The organism is Luteibacter sp. CQ10, assembly GCF_040900725.1.
GTDB lineage: Bacteria > Pseudomonadota > Gammaproteobacteria > Xanthomonadales > Rhodanobacteraceae > Luteibacter.
The window spans coordinates 1,084,666-1,099,792 of sequence record NZ_JAEUYM010000001.1; the positions used below are offsets into that span (position 1 = coordinate 1,084,666).

Annotated in this window: 12 protein-coding genes; 7 read left to right on the forward strand and 5 right to left on the reverse strand. The window is 67.1% G+C overall.

Annotation, left to right across the window (positions count from 1 at the left end; genetic code table 11):
* Window positions 1-45: 45 nt before the first annotated feature.
* Complete coding sequence (locus tag JNG39_RS04890; RefSeq protein WP_368310037.1) at window positions 46-1,497, reverse strand: MFS transporter; 1,452 nt, start codon at window positions 1,495-1,497, stop codon at window positions 46-48.
* A 104-nt stretch (window positions 1,498-1,601) separates the two neighbouring features.
* Here JNG39_RS04890 and ligA point away from each other — a divergent pair, with 104 nt between their 5' ends.
* Genes ligA through JNG39_RS04905 form a run of 3 tightly spaced genes read left to right on the forward strand, consistent with a single transcriptional unit; the run spans window position 1,602 to window position 5,337 of the window.
* On the forward strand, window positions 1,602-3,992 hold the full coding sequence (gene ligA, locus JNG39_RS04895; protein ID WP_368310038.1) for an NAD-dependent DNA ligase LigA: 2,391 nt from the start codon (window positions 1,602-1,604) through the stop codon (window positions 3,990-3,992).
* Window positions 3,989-4,942 (forward strand): EF-P lysine aminoacylase EpmA, encoded by a 954-nt coding sequence (epmA, locus tag JNG39_RS04900; RefSeq protein ID WP_368310039.1) that lies wholly within the window; start codon window positions 3,989-3,991, stop codon window positions 4,940-4,942. Before ligA ends, epmA begins: the two co-directional genes overlap by 4 nt.
* Window positions 4,943-4,944: 2 nt before the next feature.
* Window positions 4,945-5,337, forward strand: a complete 393-nt coding sequence (locus JNG39_RS04905; RefSeq protein ID WP_368310040.1) for a VOC family protein — start codon at window positions 4,945-4,947, stop codon at window positions 5,335-5,337.
* Window positions 5,338-5,438: 101 nt separating this feature from the next.
* Here JNG39_RS04905 and JNG39_RS04910 read toward each other — a convergent pair whose 3' ends face one another.
* Both JNG39_RS04910 and sbcB read right to left on the reverse strand, forming a co-directional pair.
* Entirely contained in the window at window positions 5,439-6,128 is a 690-nt protein-coding gene (locus tag JNG39_RS04910) for a DUF2461 domain-containing protein (protein ID WP_368310041.1), read from the reverse strand.
* 6 nt (window positions 6,129-6,134) lie between these two features.
* Window positions 6,135-7,559 carry an exodeoxyribonuclease I gene (sbcB, locus tag JNG39_RS04915; protein ID WP_368310042.1) on the reverse strand — a complete coding sequence of 475 codons (1,425 nt, stop codon included), beginning with the start codon at window positions 7,557-7,559 and terminating at the stop codon, window positions 6,135-6,137.
* A 64-nt stretch (window positions 7,560-7,623) separates the two neighbouring features.
* On the opposite strand from sbcB, the gene orn reads away from it, so the two are divergent.
* The 4 genes from orn to JNG39_RS04935 all read left to right on the forward strand — a co-directional run bounded on the left by orn (window position 7,624) and on the right by JNG39_RS04935 (window position 11,651).
* On the forward strand, window positions 7,624-8,190 hold the full coding sequence (gene orn, locus JNG39_RS04920) for an oligoribonuclease (RefSeq protein WP_144913910.1): 567 nt from the start codon (window positions 7,624-7,626) through the stop codon (window positions 8,188-8,190).
* 4 nt (window positions 8,191-8,194) lie between these two features.
* Entirely contained in the window at window positions 8,195-9,100 is a 906-nt protein-coding gene (folP, locus tag JNG39_RS04925) for a dihydropteroate synthase (RefSeq protein ID WP_368310043.1), read from the forward strand.
* Window positions 9,101-9,241: 141 nt separating this feature from the next.
* Window positions 9,242-10,645 (forward strand): phosphoglucosamine mutase, encoded by a 1,404-nt coding sequence (gene glmM / locus JNG39_RS04930; RefSeq protein WP_368310044.1) that lies wholly within the window; start codon window positions 9,242-9,244, stop codon window positions 10,643-10,645.
* Between the two features lie 70 nt (window positions 10,646-10,715).
* Window positions 10,716-11,651, forward strand: a complete 936-nt coding sequence (locus JNG39_RS04935; RefSeq protein WP_144913917.1) for a 2-oxoglutarate and iron-dependent oxygenase domain-containing protein — start codon at window positions 10,716-10,718, stop codon at window positions 11,649-11,651.
* A gap of 198 nt (window positions 11,652-11,849) precedes the next feature.
* Here JNG39_RS04935 and JNG39_RS04940 read toward each other — a convergent pair whose 3' ends face one another.
* Together JNG39_RS04940 and JNG39_RS04945 are read right to left on the reverse strand one after the other, a co-directional pair.
* Entirely contained in the window at window positions 11,850-12,746 is an 897-nt protein-coding gene (locus tag JNG39_RS04940) for a DMT family transporter (protein WP_368310045.1), read from the reverse strand.
* A gap of 187 nt (window positions 12,747-12,933) precedes the next feature.
* Window positions 12,934-15,066 carry an AsmA family protein gene (locus tag JNG39_RS04945; protein ID WP_368310046.1) on the reverse strand — a complete coding sequence of 711 codons (2,133 nt, stop codon included), beginning with the start codon at window positions 15,064-15,066 and terminating at the stop codon, window positions 12,934-12,936.
* Between the last annotated feature and the right edge of the window lie 61 nt (window positions 15,067-15,127).

A 15,127-nucleotide genomic window follows, 5' to 3' on the forward strand; every position in this document is an offset into this window, starting at 1 on the left:
CTTTCGAACGGCGCGTCCTGGTGCGCCCCGTTCGAGGGTACCGTTTCAGACCGGTCGCGTCTCGCGCAGGCGGCTGAAGACCCAGCTACCGGCCAGCGTGACCATGCCCAGCACGACCACCGACCAGCGGAACGCCCGCACGTAGGCGCCCGGTTCGTGCGATGTCAGGAAGCCTTCCATCAGCAGCGACGCCAGCGCGATGCCGAAGCTCATGGACAGGTACTGCGCGGTGGAGGCCATCGACGAGGCCATCGAGGCCTGGCGCACGTCGATGTCGACGTAGGCCAGCGTGTTCATCGAGGTGTACTGCAAGGACATGAACGCGCCGTAGACGTACACCCAGCCCGCGATGACCCAGGTGGGTGTCGACGGACTCAGCAGCGCGAACACGCACAGCACCCCGGCCACGGCGATGGTGTTGCCCAGCAGCAGGCGGCGGTAGCCGAAGCGGGTGAGCAGGCGGTCGATGAAGGGCTTGACCGTGATCGAGCCGATCGCCTGCGGCACCATCATCATGCCCGCCGCCAGCGGCGACCAGCCGCAGCCGATCTGCAGGAACAGCACCAGCAGCAGGTACATGCCCGATACGCCCAGTCGCGTGAACAGGTTGCCCGCGAGGGACACCCATACGCTGCGCACCTTCAGCAGGGAGAGGTCGCTTACCGGATGCGCCACCCGGCGGCTGTGCCGCACGTAAAGCGAGGCCAGCGCCACGGCGGCCATCGCATAACCGCCCACGCGCAACCATTGACCGTGGCCGCCCGCGGTTTCCGCGGCCATCAGCATCAGCGCCGAGGCGCCGGCGAACAGCATGAAGCCGAACGTATCGAAACGGTTGGCGCGGTCGAGCCGGTAATCGGGCATTTCGCGGCGGTTGAGCCACAGCCCCATCAGGCCCACGGGCACGTTGATGAGAAAGATGAGCCGCCAGTTGGTGAATTCCACCAGCGTGCCGCCCAGCAGCGGACCGAATACCGAGCCGAGCAGACCGAAGGTGGCCACGGTGGTCATCGCGCCCACGAACTCGCGGCGGTCGATGCTCCGGGCCAGCACGTAGCGGCCCACCGGCAGCAGCGCGGCACCGCCCAGGCCCTGGATGACGCGCGACGCGACCAGTTGGGGAAGGTTCTGCGCCACGCCGCACAGCAGCGAGCCCAGCGAGAAGACCAGGATCGCCCAGGCGAACACGCGCCGCGTGCCGAAGCGGTCGCAGAGCCACGGGCTCATGGGGATGAAGATCGCCAGCGTGAGCACGTAGCTGGTGAGTGCGGTGCGCATGCTCAGCGGCGTGACCCCCAGCGCGTTCGCGATGGCCGGCACCGCCGTGTTGACGATGGTGGAGTCCAGCGCCTGCATGAAGAATGCCGCGGCCACGAGCCAGATGAGGCCGCGGTAGCGGACCCGGCTCGAGGGCTCGGCCGGCGCGAGGGCCGGGCGGTCGGTGGGCAGTGCGTGGACGTCGGTCTTGGGGGAGTCGATGACGTCGTCTAGGGGCATGGCAGCGGGAATTATAGCGTCACCGGCCTCGTCTTGCTTTTATGGCGCCATCGGCCGACAGTTTGCGGTCGTTTTCGCGTTCGTCGTCATCACGGATCCTCCACATGCCCCAGTCCACCGCCCCCGCCGAGGCCATCGAGCGCGCCGCCGACCTGCGCCGCCGCATCGAGGACGCGAACTACCGTTATCACGTGCTCGACGATCCGAGCATCGCCGACGCCGAATACGATCGCCTGGTGAGGGAACTGGAAGCGCTGGAAGGCCAGTACGCCGAACTGGCCACGCCCGACTCGCCCACCCGAAAGGTCGGCGCGCGCGCGCAGGGCGGCTTCGCCGAGGTGGTGCATGCCGTGCCCATGCTTTCGCTGGGCAACGCCTTCGAACAGGAGGGCGACACCGATCGCGAAACATATCGCGAAGTGGCCGACTTCGAGCGCCGCATCGAGCAGACGCTGGATCGACGCGAGCCGGTGTTTTCGGTTGAGCCCAAGCTGGACGGTCTGGCGATCAGCCTGCGTTACGAAAACGGTGTGTTCGTGCAGGGGGCCACGCGAGGCGACGGCGCGGTGGGCGAGGACGTCACCGCCAACTTGCGCACCGTGCGGGCCATTCCGTTGCGCTTGCGTGGCGAGGGCTGGCCGCGCGTGCTCGAGGTGCGCGGTGAGGTGATCATGCCGCGCGCCGCCTTCGAAGCCTTCAACGCGCGGGCTCGCGAGGCCGGCGAAAAGCCGCTCGCCAATCCGCGCAACGGCGCCGCCGGTTCGCTGCGCCAGCTCGATCCGGCGGTTACCGCGAAGCGGCCGCTGGCCTTCTTCGCCTATGCCGTCGGCGTGGTCGAGGGCGGCGAATTGCCCGACACGCACTCGGCCACGCTGGCGAAGCTGCGCGAGTGGGGTTTCCCGGTGTCGCCGGAGGTATCCACGGCCAAGGGTTTCGACGGCCTCATCCGCTACTTCCGCAAGATCGGCGAAAAGCGTGACCGCCTGCCTTACGACATCGACGGCGTGGTCTACAAGCTCGACGACTACGAAGGCCAGCGCGAGATGGGTTTCGTCTCGCGCGCGCCGCGCTGGGCCATCGCGCACAAGTATCCCGCGCAGGAACAGATGACCGTGGTCGAGGGCATCGAGATCCAGATCGGCCGCACGGGCGCGGCCACGCCCGTGGCGCGCCTCGCGCCGGTGCAGGTGGGCGGCGTCACCGTCACCAACGCCACCCTGCACAACGCCGACCAGGTGGCGCGTCTCGACGTGCGCGTGGGCGATACCGTGATCGTGCGACGCGCGGGCGACGTCATTCCCGAGGTGGCACGCGTGGTCGAAGAGCGCCGTCCCGAGGGTACCGAGCCCTGGGCGATGCCCGCGACGTGTCCCGTGTGCGGTTCCGAATTGCTGCGCGAGGAAGGCGCGGCGGCCTATCGATGCTCCGGGGGCCTGATCTGCGGGGCGCAGCGCAAGGAGGCGATCATCCACTTCGCGTCGCGCCGCGCCATGGACATCGATGGCCTCGGCGACCGCTTCGTCGATGCGCTGGTCGAACTGGGCATGGTGCATACGCCGGCCGATCTCTACGACCTCACCGTGGAGAAGTTCGTGGAGATGAAGCGCCTCGCCGACGAGCGCGACGGCACCACGCCGGAAACCGTGAAGCAGGGCAAGGTCGCCACCAAGTGGGCGGAAAACCTCGTCGCTTCCATCGAGGCCAGCAAGCGGTCCACGCTGCCGCGTTTCCTGTTCGCGCTGGGCATCATGCACATCGGCGAGAGCACGGCGAAGACGCTGGCGCTGTGGCTGGGATCGCTCGAAGCGGTGCGCCGCACGCCCAAGCCGGTGTTGCGCGTGCTGCCCGACATCGGCGAGGAGGTGGCGACCTCCATCGCGGCGTTCTTCGGCCAGGAGGGCAACGAGAAGGTGGTCGACGCGCTGCTGGCGGCGGGCATCACGTTCTCCGACGAGTCCGCTCCCTCGCCGAAGCTGCGCGAGCGGCTTGGGCTCGACGTACTGCTCGACGCGGCGAAGATCCCTAAACTCGGCCCGAAGAACACGGCTTTGCTCGCGAAGCACTACAAGAGCGTGGCGGATCTGGCCCAGGCCGGCGAGCACCAGTGGATCATCGCCGGCGTGCCCTCGGCCGCCGCGTCGAACCTGTGGGCCTACCTGAGCGATCCGACGCGCTATCGCCAGCTCACCAACGACTTCGCCGACATGCAGTGGCTGCTCGACCGCTTGCCCGCGACGTCCACGGCCGCGTTGCCGCTCGAAGGCCACACCTACGTCATCACCGGCACGCTGGCCACGCTCAAGCGCGACGATGCCACCGAGCGGCTGGAGTCGCTGGGCGCGAAGGTCGCCGGCTCCGTGTCGAAGAAGACCACGGCCGTGTTCGCCGGTGAGGCGGCCGGTTCCAAACTCGACAAGGCCCGGGAACTCGGCGTGCCGGTTCACGACGAGGCCGCGCTGTTGGCGTTGCTGACCGAACATGGGGTCGCGCCATGACCGCGCGGCTGGAGCGGCTGCATCTGCGTGCGACGACCTATGCGCGCATCCGCGCCTTTTTCGCCGAGCGTGGCGTCACTGAAGTGGAGACGCCGATCCTTTCGGCGGCGGGCAACACCGACCCGAACATCCGAAGCTTCGGCACGCGGTTCACCGGCCACGTGGACGCCGGTTCGCCGGAGCGCTGGATGCGCACCTCGCCGGAGTTTCCGCTCAAGCGCCTGCTGGCCGAAGGCATGGGCGATTGTTACGAACTGGGCCGGGTATTTCGCGACGGCGAGGCGGGTGGACGGCACAACCCCGAGTTCACGATGCTGGAGTGGTACCGCGTGGGCTGGGACCACGCCCGGCTTGCGCGCGAGGTGATCGACCTGTTCGAACACCTGATGCTGCTGGCGGGCCGCACGTTCGACGTCGTGGAAACCGAATACAGCAGCCTCTATCGCAACGTGCTCGGTGTCGATGCCTTCACCGATCCGGTCGAGCGCTTGCGGGAGGCCCTGGGCGAGGTGACGATCGACGGCGAAGGGCTGGGGCGCGACGACTGGCTCGACCTGTTGATGACCCACCGCATCCAGCCTGAATTTCCCCGCGATCGCATCACGGTCATCTACGACTACCCGGCGAGCCAGTGCGCGCTGGCGAAGATTCGTCCCGGCAAGCCACCGGTGGCGGAGCGTTTCGAGGTGTATCTCGGTCGCTACGAGGTGGCCAACGGCTACCATGAACTCAACGATGCGAAGGAGCAGCGTGCTCGATTCGAGCGCGATAATGCCGTGCGCCGCGAGCGTGGTTCGCGCGAGATGCCCATCGACGAGCGCTTGCTTACCGTACTCGATCGCATGCCGGCCTGTGCGGGCGTGGCCCTGGGCGTGGAGCGCCTGCTGATGGTGCTGGCCGATACCGATGCCATCGCGGACGTGATGGCTTACCCGTTTGCCGAGGCCTGACGATGCTCGAATCCATTCATCATGTGGCGATCATCTGCTCGGACTACGCGCGGTCGAAGGCGTTCTATACCGAGGTGCTGGGGCTTCGCGTGGTGCACGAGGCGTATCGCGAAGCGCGCGATTCGTGGAAGCTCGACCTGGAAGTGAGCCCGGGCGTGCAGATCGAGCTGTTCTCGTTTCCGTCGCCGCCGCCGCGCGTGTCGCGGCCGGAGGCACAGGGCTTGCGGCATCTGGCGTTTTCGGTGCGTGATATCGACGCGGCGGTGTCCCGCCTGGCGGCCCATGGCGTCGTGTGCGAGCCGATCCGCATCGACGAATACACGGGCAAACGCTTCACCTTCTTCGCCGACCCCGACGACCTGCCGATCGAGCTCTACGAGGGCCGGGCTTCGTAGGATTCGCCGATACGATCGGCTCCCACCCCTTCGGTAGCAAGGTTGCCGAGGCGTGGCTACCGAAGGGGTGGGAGCCGATCGTATCGGCGAACGGCCTTGCCTCAGAACTCCAACTCCTGCGCCGCACACAGGTAATCCACCATCGGTGCCAGCCGCTTGAAGTTGTCCACGACGAACGGCAACAGCTCGGCCGAACACGCCATCGCCTCGTCGAAATCCTGCCCCGCCGCGAAGTTCTTCCGCTTCAGGTCCTCGATCAACTCGTGGTTCGCGTCGAACCCGCGCGGCGGACGCGTCAGGCTCTCGCCCCAGAACGAGAACCGCTCGCGAAAGCCCTTCGTCTGCGTGGCCCGCTTCCACGAATCCGGATTGTCGGCCAGGAATTCCCGCAGCTTCTTCAGCACCGGCGGCTCCGGATGCCACATGCCCGCGCCTACGAAGCACTCGCCCGGCTGGATGTGCAGGTAGAACCCGGGGGCCTGGATCTCGTGCCGCCGCTCGTGGAAGAACCGCGAGCCCTGCCATCCCTTGTACGGCTGCTTGTCGTTGGCGAACCGCGTATCGCGATGGATGCGGTAGAGCGAGCCACCGACCTTGCGCGGATCGGCACGGAAATGCGGGCTGATCTTCCCCAGCGGTGCCTGGATGTCGACGATCAGTTCGGTGAAAGGCTCACGCACGTGGCGCTCGTAATCTTCCTTGTGCGCCTGGAACCACTCGCGGCTGTTGTTGCGCACCAGCGACTTGAAGAATCGGAACGTGGCGGGAGTGAAATAGCTCTTGTGCGGCATATCGGCTCAATGAAGTTCGCGGGCCCAGGCTTCCAGGTCGTCCAGCAGCGCGGTGGGCGCGTCGGGCGCGGCACGTGCCAGGGCGAGTTCGGCGGCGTAGGTGTCGAAGGTGAGGGTGGTGAGGGGACCTTGCCGGGTGAGGCGGTCGAGCCGGAAAGCTTCCCAGCGCGCCTGCTCGTCGAGGCTGAGCGTTTCCGGCCAGTTGCGGGCGCGATAGCGGAACAGCAACTCGGGGTAACGCGCATCGCGGAACGGGAACGACCGTTCGCCCAACTGCGCCGGCGGCGTGGCGCGCACGTCGGCGAGCAGGCGACGGTCGGCGTCGGGCAGGAAGGCGCCGTACAGCCCCAGCTCGGGATCCTCGGCCGGCGGCAGGTCGGCGGCGTGACCGTAGACGCGGCGGAGCTTTTCGGCCAGGCCCGGCGCGTCGCGCAAGGCGGCGAGGTGGCGCTCCACGGCCGCCATGTCGAGCCCCAGCCGGCCATGGTCGGTGTTTCTCAGCACCGAGAGGGGCGCCAAAGCGGGGGCGTGATTGGCGCGCACGGTGCGCAAGGCGATGCGCTCCACGCCCTCCGGCAGGTCGGCGCGGGAGGTGAACACGCGATCGGCGATGTCCCCGTCGTCCAGCGCGAGCAGGTCGGTGGGATCGCAGGTGAGGTCGTAGACGATCACTTCCCCGGCGCGGGAGGGATGCGCGGCCAGCGGCGCGATCACGGTGAGGCAGTGGCGGCTGGCCGGATAGCGCGACGACACGTGCACCACCGGCGTCATCGCCGCCACGTCGAGCAGTTCGAACACGCGCTGCTTGCGGCGCAGGGCGTAGTACCAGTCCCATAGGCGCGGCTGCTTCGAGCGGATGAGCCGGGCCAGGGCGATCAGGGCCTCCACGTCGGACAACGCGTCGTGGGCGCGCTCCTGCTTCAACCCGTTGGCGGTGGCCAGGTGCTCCAGCTTGAAGCTCGGCGTGCCGTCCTCGCGGGTAGGCCAGACGATGCCCTCGGGGCGCAGGGCCTGGCACATGCGCACCAGGTCGATGAGGTCCCAGCGCGAGTTGCCGTTTTCCCACTCCCGGCCATAGGGATCGTAGAAGTTGCGGTACAGGAGGTGGCGGGTGAACTCGTCGTCGAAGCGCAGCGAGTTGTACCCGACGGTGCAGGTGCCTGGCCGGGCGATTTCCTCGTGGATGGCTGCCGCGAAGGCCGCCTCGCACAGGCCTTCGCGTTCGGCGAGCTGGGGCGAGATGCCCGTGATGAGCGCGGCGACCGGATGGGGCAGGGCGTCCCGGGGCGGCTTGCAGTAGATCATCAGCGGCTCGCCGACGATCTCCAGGTTGGCGTCGGTACGGATGCCGGCGAACTGCGAGGGGCGGTCCCGGCGAGGGTCGGCGCCGAAGGTTTCGTAGTCGTGCCAGAAGAAGGTCGGTTCGGCCATCCGGCCATGATCGCACAGCGGTGACGCCGGGCGCGGTAGACTTCAGGCCATCAAAGGAGAACCCATGACCTCAGCGCACGAAGACAACCTCATCTGGATCGACCTGGAAATGACGGGATTGGATACGGACAACGACTCGATCCTCGAAATCGCCACCGTCGTGACCGACAAGGATCTGAACGTGCTCGCCGAGGGACCGGTGTTCGCCATCAGCAACACCGATGCCCGCCTGCAGCAGATGGACGCCTGGAACCGCAACCAGCATGGGCGCTCGGGCCTGTGGGCGCGGGTGGTGGAGTCCGACATCCCCCGTGAGGATGCCGAAGAGGCCACCATCGAGTTCCTGAAGGCGTGGGTACCGGCCGGCAAGTCGCCCATGTGCGGCAACTCCATCTGCCAGGACCGCCGTTTCCTGCATCGCGAGATGCCGAAGCTGGAGCGCTATTTCCACTACCGCAACCTCGACGTGTCCACGCTCAAGGAGCTGTCGCGCCGCTGGTCGCCGGAGGTCTCCCGGGGCTTCACGAAGGATTCGGCGCACACCGCGCTGTCCGACATCCGCGATTCCATCGACGAGCTGCGCTACTACCGCCGTTTCATGGGCGCGCTCGGCGGCCAGCAGCCGGGTTGAGCCCATGAACGTCGATCCCTTCGCCACCGTCCTGGACTGCAACGGCCGCGCCCTGTCGCTCGACCGTCCGCGCGTGGTCGGTATCGTCAACGTCACGCCCGATTCGTTTTCGGACGGCGGCCGCCACGACACGCTCGAGGCGGCGTATGCCCACGCGATGCGCCTGGCGGAAGAGGGTGCCGACATGCTCGACGTCGGGGGCGAGTCCACCCGTCCCGGCGCCGACGACGTATCGGTCGACGACGAAATCCGCCGCACGGTGCCGCTGATCGAACGCCTGGCCGCGGCCACCACGCTGCCGATCTCCATCGACACGTCCAAGCCGGAGGTGATGCGCGCGGCGGTGGGCGCCGGCGCGGGCATGATCAACGACGTCTACGCGCTGCGCCGCGAAGGCGCCCTTGATGCCGCCGCCGAGTTGCGCGTGCCGGTGTGCCTCATGCACATGCAGGGCGAGCCGCGTGGCATGCAGGACGATCCCCGTTACGACGACGTGGTCGGCGAGGTGCATCGCTTCCTCACCGATCGCCTGTTCGCCTGCGAGCTGTCCGGCATCGAACGCCGCCGGGTGCTGGTCGACCCGGGCTTCGGATTCGGCAAGAACCTCGAGCACAATCTCGCCCTGTTGCGCGCCATGGGCCGTTTCGCCGAGCTGGGGGCAGGCGCGTACGCGGGGCTTTCGCGCAAGTCGCTGATCGGTCAGGTCACGGGCCGCGCCGACCCCACCGCGCGGGTAGCCGGATCGCTGGCTGCCGCCCTGGTCGCCGTGCAGCGCGGGGCGATCATGGTTCGGGTGCACGACGTGGCGGCGACCGTCGATGCCCTGGCCGTGTGGGCGGCGGTGAAGGCGGGGGATACGGCGCCGCGCGTCGACAAGCCGTCGATGCCTCGCTGGCCCGACGACGACTGAGGCTTCGTGGGATTCGCCGATACGATCGGCTCCCACCCTTCGGTAGCTACCTTCCTACCGAAGGGGTGGGAGCCGATCGTATCGGCGATCTTTTGTTCCGACTGAGCGTATGATTTCCCGTCCAAGCAAGGAATTACAGCCATGAGCGAACGTAAATACTTCGGTACGGACGGCATTCGCGGCCACGTGGGCACCTACCCGATCAGCGCGGACTTCATCCTTCGTCTCGGCCGTGCCGCCGGTGCCGTGCTGGCGCGCCGTCGCGCCGCCGATCGCCGCCCGGTGGGCGCCGGTCCGGATCGCCGCGACCATGCCCGCAAGGTGCTCGTGGTGATCGGCAAGGACACCCGCGTGTCCGGCTACATGTTCGAAGCCGCCCTGGAGGCCGGTCTCGTGGCCTCGGGCGCCGACGTGCGCATGCTCGGCCCCATGCCTACGCCCGGCGTGGCCTACCTCACCCGTTCGCTCCGCGCCGACGCCGGCATCGTGATCAGCGCCTCGCACAACCCGCACCAGGACAACGGCATCAAGTTCTTCTCCGGCCAGGGCGAAAAGCTCGACGACGAACTCGAAGCCGAAATCGAGGCCGAGCTCGAAGCCGACTTCGCCACGGTCGCCTCCGAAGCCCTGGGCAAGGCGCGTCGCGTGGAAGACGCGGTGACCCGTTACGCCGAATTCTGCAAATCCACGGTGTCCGACGACTTCTCGCTGTCCGGCATGCGCATCGTGCTCGATTGCGCCCATGGCGCCACCTACCAGGTCGCCCCCAAGGTGTTCACCGACCTGGGCGCCGAGGTGTTCACCATCGGCGCGGAGCCCGACGGTCTCAACATCAACCGCGATGTGGGCTCCACGGCGCCGGAGGCCCTGGCCCAGGCCGTCAGGTCCCGCGGCGCCGACCTCGGCATCGCCTTCGACGGCGACGGCGATCGCGTGCGCGTGGTCGACCGCGACGGCACGGTCACCGACGGCGACGACATGCTCTACGTCATCGCCCGCCACTGGAAGAAAAAGGGCGAGCTGAAGGGCCCGGTGGTCGGCACGCTGATGAGCAATTACGGCCTGCAACGCGCCCTGAAGCAGATGGACATTCCCTTCGTGCGCGCCAACGTGGGCGACCGCTACGTGCTCCAGCAGCTCAAGGAACACGGCGGCGTGCTCGGCGGCGAAACCTCCGGCCACGTGCTCTGCCTCGACCGATTCACCACGGGCGACGGCATCGTGGCGGCCCTGGCGCTGCTCGAGGCCCTGGCCGCCGACGGCGAAACCTTCGCCGAGGCCCGCACCGGGCTCACCAAGCTGCCGCAGACCATGCTCAACGTACGCGTGGAAGGCGCCAAGGCCTCGTTGGGCACCGATACCGTGAAGCAGGCCCTGGCCGAGGTGGAGCGCGAGCTGGAAGGGCGTGGCCGCGTGGTACTGCGGGCGTCCGGTACCGAACCGCTGGTGCGCGTCACCATCGAGGCCGCCGACGCGGCCGAAGTGGACCGGCTGGCGACACGGCTGGCCGACGCCGTAAAATCGGCGGCCCAGGCACTCGCCTGAACGAATTCCCGACACCGGCCGGCGTGGGCACCCCACGCCGGCCTTGTCATGCCCGAAAGCAGGTCACGCCATGAAGAAGGTTCCCACGCTCGATATCCGCCGCTACGACACCGATCGCGACGCCTTCGTCGCCGAACTCGGCGCGGCGTATCGCGAATTCGGTTTCTGCTGCATCAGCGGCCACGGTATCCCGCAGGCCGACATCGAGGGGGCCTACGACGCCTTCAAGGCCTTCTTCGCGCTGCCCGACGAGACCAAGCGCAAGTACCACATCCCCGGGGGTGGTGGCGCGCGCGGCTACACCCCGTTCAAGGTGGAAACGGCGAAGGACTCGAAGTTCGCCGATCTCAAGGAATTCTGGCACGTGGGTCGCGAGATCCCGCGCGATTCCAAGTACGCCGACGTGATGCCGCCCAACGTGTGGCCCGACGAGGTGCCCTCGTTCAAGGACAAGGGCTACGGCCTCTACCAGGCGCTGGACGATCTCGGCTCGCGCGTGCTGCGGGCTCTGGCCCTGCACATCGACCTGCCCGAGACGTTCTTCGACGACAAGGTGAACGTGGGCAACTCCATCCTGCGTCCCATCCACTACCCGCCGATCACGCAGACCGACGTACCCAACGTGCGCGCCGGTGCCCATGAGGACATCAACTTCATCACGCTGCTGGTCGGCGCCAGCACGGCGGGCCTGGAAGTACTCACCCGCGAAGGCGAGTGGCTGCCCATTACCAGCGAAGGCGACGCCATCGTGGTCAACATCGGCGACATGTTGCAGCGCCTGACCAACCACGTGTATCCGTCCACCACGCACCGCGTCACCAATCCGCAGGGCGACGCGGCGCGCAAGCCGCGTTACTCGGTGCCGTTCTTCCTGCACCCGAATCCCGACGTGGTGCTCGACGTCCTGCCCTCGTGCGTCACGCCCGACAATCCCAAGCGCTACGAGACGCCGATCACGGCGCATGAGTACCTGCAGGAACGCCTGCGTGAGATCAAGCTGATCTGACATCCCTTTAGCGGGTTCTTCACCGGGAGGGGCGGAGCCTCGAACCTCCCGGTCATTTCCCGGAGTTCATCGTGAAGACCCGCAAGCGCACTTCCTCCCGATCCAACGCCCAGCGCGTGCGGCGCCAGCGCACGATGCGAGCCCGCGGTCGCGCCTGATTTACCTAAGACTCAAGGGTTCGCGGACGCCCTTCGGTCGCTATGGCGCGACGAGATCGGACGGTTCAGCCCTCTCGCCCCTGTGCAGGAACGGATGCGCGAACACCGCACCCAGGATCACGGCGACGCCCGCATAGAACGACCAGCCCAGCTCCCGCTGTTCGCCCAGCAGCGGAATCGCCAGCACGATCGCGTACACCGGTTCGAGGTTGGTGATCATCTGCGTGGCGAAGGCCGACAGGTGTCGTAGCGCCGCGAGGGCGAGCGCGAACGGCAGCAGCGTGCAGCCGAACGCCAGGATCAGCACGAGTACTCCATCGTGCAGGTCCGGCATCACGAAGGGTGCCGCCATGAAGAGCGGCCCGCAGACGGTAAGGAACAGGGCGCCCGTGCCGAGTTCCACGAAGGTCACCGTCAGTGCGTCGGCATGTTCGATGTAGCGCTTGTTGAGCGCACCGAAGAACGCCACGAAAATCGCCGACAGCACCCCCACCGCCAGGCCCATGCGCATGTCGCCCGGCACCCCGCCGGCGACCAGCGCCACGCCCGGGATTACCGCCGCGCCGATGAGCAGTTCCCTCGGATCGAAACGTCGACGTGCGATCCAGGGTTCGATGAGGGCGAGGAAGACCGGGCAGGTCGCGATGCAGGTGGCCGCCACCGATGCATTGGCCAGCTTGATGGCGCCGTAGAAGGTGAGCCAGTGCAGGGCCACGATGATACCGATGCCCGCGTAGGTGAAGCGCAGCCTCATGGGCATCGCGCGCAGCCCACGCCAGACGCGGGGCAAGCAAAGCAGTGCGCCAGATACCAGCAGCATGCGCCACCACACCAGGGGCAAGGCGGGCAGGGTGATCGACTTGCCGAGGATCGCGGTGAATCCCCAGAGCAGGACGCAGAAGTGGATTTGCAGGAGGGCTTTGCGGGTCGGCGGCATGGCGCGAAGCTTACGGCATGCCTGCCGTGGTGTGGCGGACTGGATTCGCCGATGCGATCGGCTCCCACCCCTCCGGTAGGAGCCCACTCCCGAGGGAACGAGAGCCGATCATACCGGTGATCACCTTGCCAACGCCCTCGACAGGAACCCCGCTACCGAAGGGGTGGGAGCCGATCGTATCGGCGAATCACTTCGCCGAAGCCTTCGGCGGGCTCTTCTTCAGGTCATCCAGCAACGGCTTGCACTGCGTGGCGTCGGCCTTGCCGCTCTCCGGCACCGCCAGCGGGGCCAGCGCGGCCACGGGTGCCGCGAACACCGCCAGCGCCACGGCACCGCCGCCGCGCAGGATCAACGGTCCGGCATGCACGCCGGGGGACGGGTTCTTGAACGTGCCATGCACGTACAGCGGCGAGCGCAGCGAGAACAGGCGGAAACCCTTCGTGTGCGGCACGATGTCGAGGTTGAGTTTCTCGTCCTTGAAGTCGATGTCGCCGTTGACATTGATAAGCGCCTTCTCCGTATCGAAGGCGAAGAGCTTGGACTCCATCACGCCGTTGGTGGACACCAGGTCGGCCGCCATGCAGTTGATCTTCACCACGTCGTCGCCGAACAGCTTGTTGACCACGTAGTTGCCCACGTTGAGACCGGCGATCTCCAGCAGCGACGAGCTGATGGCGCCGTCGTTGATGAGCAGCTTCACCTCGCCGTTGGAGCTGCCCAGCAGCGCGGCGGGGGAATTGCCCGTGGCGGTGAGCGAGGCATCGCCGTTGACCTCGCCGAAACTGGTCTGCATCGGCGCGAAAGTGGGGAAGAGCTCTTTCAGCTTCAGGTGGCGCGCGCCGAGGTTGAGGCGTCCCTTCATCGGCGCGGTCGAACCGTCCAGCCGGATGTTGCTGCCCACGGTGCCGCCGGCCACGCCGAATTTCAGCGGGTCGAGGGTGAGCACGGCATCCTTCATGATCAGGTGCGTATCGACGTTCTCGATGGGCAGGCGCTCGCCGTGCACGATTTTCGTGCCGGTGAAGTGCACGTCGGCATCCATCGCATTCCAGCGGTCGGTCTTGAACGGCTCCACGGGCAGCACCTTGTCGGCCGGCTGCTTGACGCTGTCGCCGCGCTCGGCCTTCTCCTGGTCGGAGCCACCGCCGATCAGCGGTGCCAGGTCGGCGAAGAGCAGTTGCTTCGAGGTCAGTTTGCCGGTGAGGCTGGGGCGCTGGCCGCCCGTGTCGAAGGTGAGCGTGCCGCCGAGATCGCTGCCGCCCACCCGGCCGGTGAAGTTCTCGTAGGTGAATTTGCTCGCTCCCTTCTTGAGGTTGGCCTTGAGGTGGCCCTCGGTGGCGAAGGGCGGCGTATCGGGCAGCGTCACGCCGGTGAGATCGTAGAGGTGCGACATGCTGGTGCCCGAAAACCACAGGCGGATGTCGAGGGCACCGAGGTTCATGGGGTCGGTGAGCGTGCCGACGAAGGCGATGTGCGTGTCGCCGAAGCGCGCGTCGGCCTGCACGGGGAAGGGACGATCGGCATCGCGAAGGGCGAATACGCCGCCCGTGCGCGCCTTGGCCGAGACGGTGGACTTCTTGTAGGTGCCTTTCGCGTCCCAGGCGAAGTAGTAGACCTGCTTGTTCTTCGTGTCGTCCTGACGGTCCTTCTCGTCGGCATCGCTCCGGGCCATCGTCTTCGCGCTGGCGCCGGTGGTCTTGTTGGCCTGCGCGCGCGAGTCCTTTTCCTGCTGCTTCATGATCTCGTCGAACGGAATGCCCTTACCCAGCGGCGTCACGTCGATGCCCATCGTGATCTGGTTCTGCGCATCGGCGAAGTCGATGTGGCCCTTGTCGAAGGCGATGGCGTTCAGTTCGAGCGCCCATTCCGAGGGGCCGGTGTCCTCGGGCAGCTTGAACGTCCAGGTGTTGTCGCCGTTCTTTACCCGCTCCAGGTCGATGGTGGGTTCGCCGAGGCGGATCTCGGGAATGACGATGCGATGGGCGATGAGCGGGAAAGGCGAGAGACGAAAGTCGATGGTCTTCAACGACGCAAAGCGGTTGTTCTTCGCCCAGCTCGGATTGGTCACGACGATGTCGCGGGCCGTGAAATGCGGCCAGGGGATCCATCCGGCAAACCCGCCCTGGCCCGGCTCACGCGCCCAGTGCGCGGTGATGTCGCCCTGGATCGCGAAGGGGCGGCCGATGGCCTGCGACACCTTGGCGTTGATGGTGGGCTTGAGGCGGTTCCAGTCGAAAAAGGCGATGAACAGGATCAGCGCCACGATCAACAGGACGATGATTCCCAGGACCCACGCCAGAATTTTCCTGCCACGCCGCATCAGCCTCACTCCTCATCCGTCTCACGGCGGCAAGAGTTAGCGCCTGGGGTGGCAAGGTTAT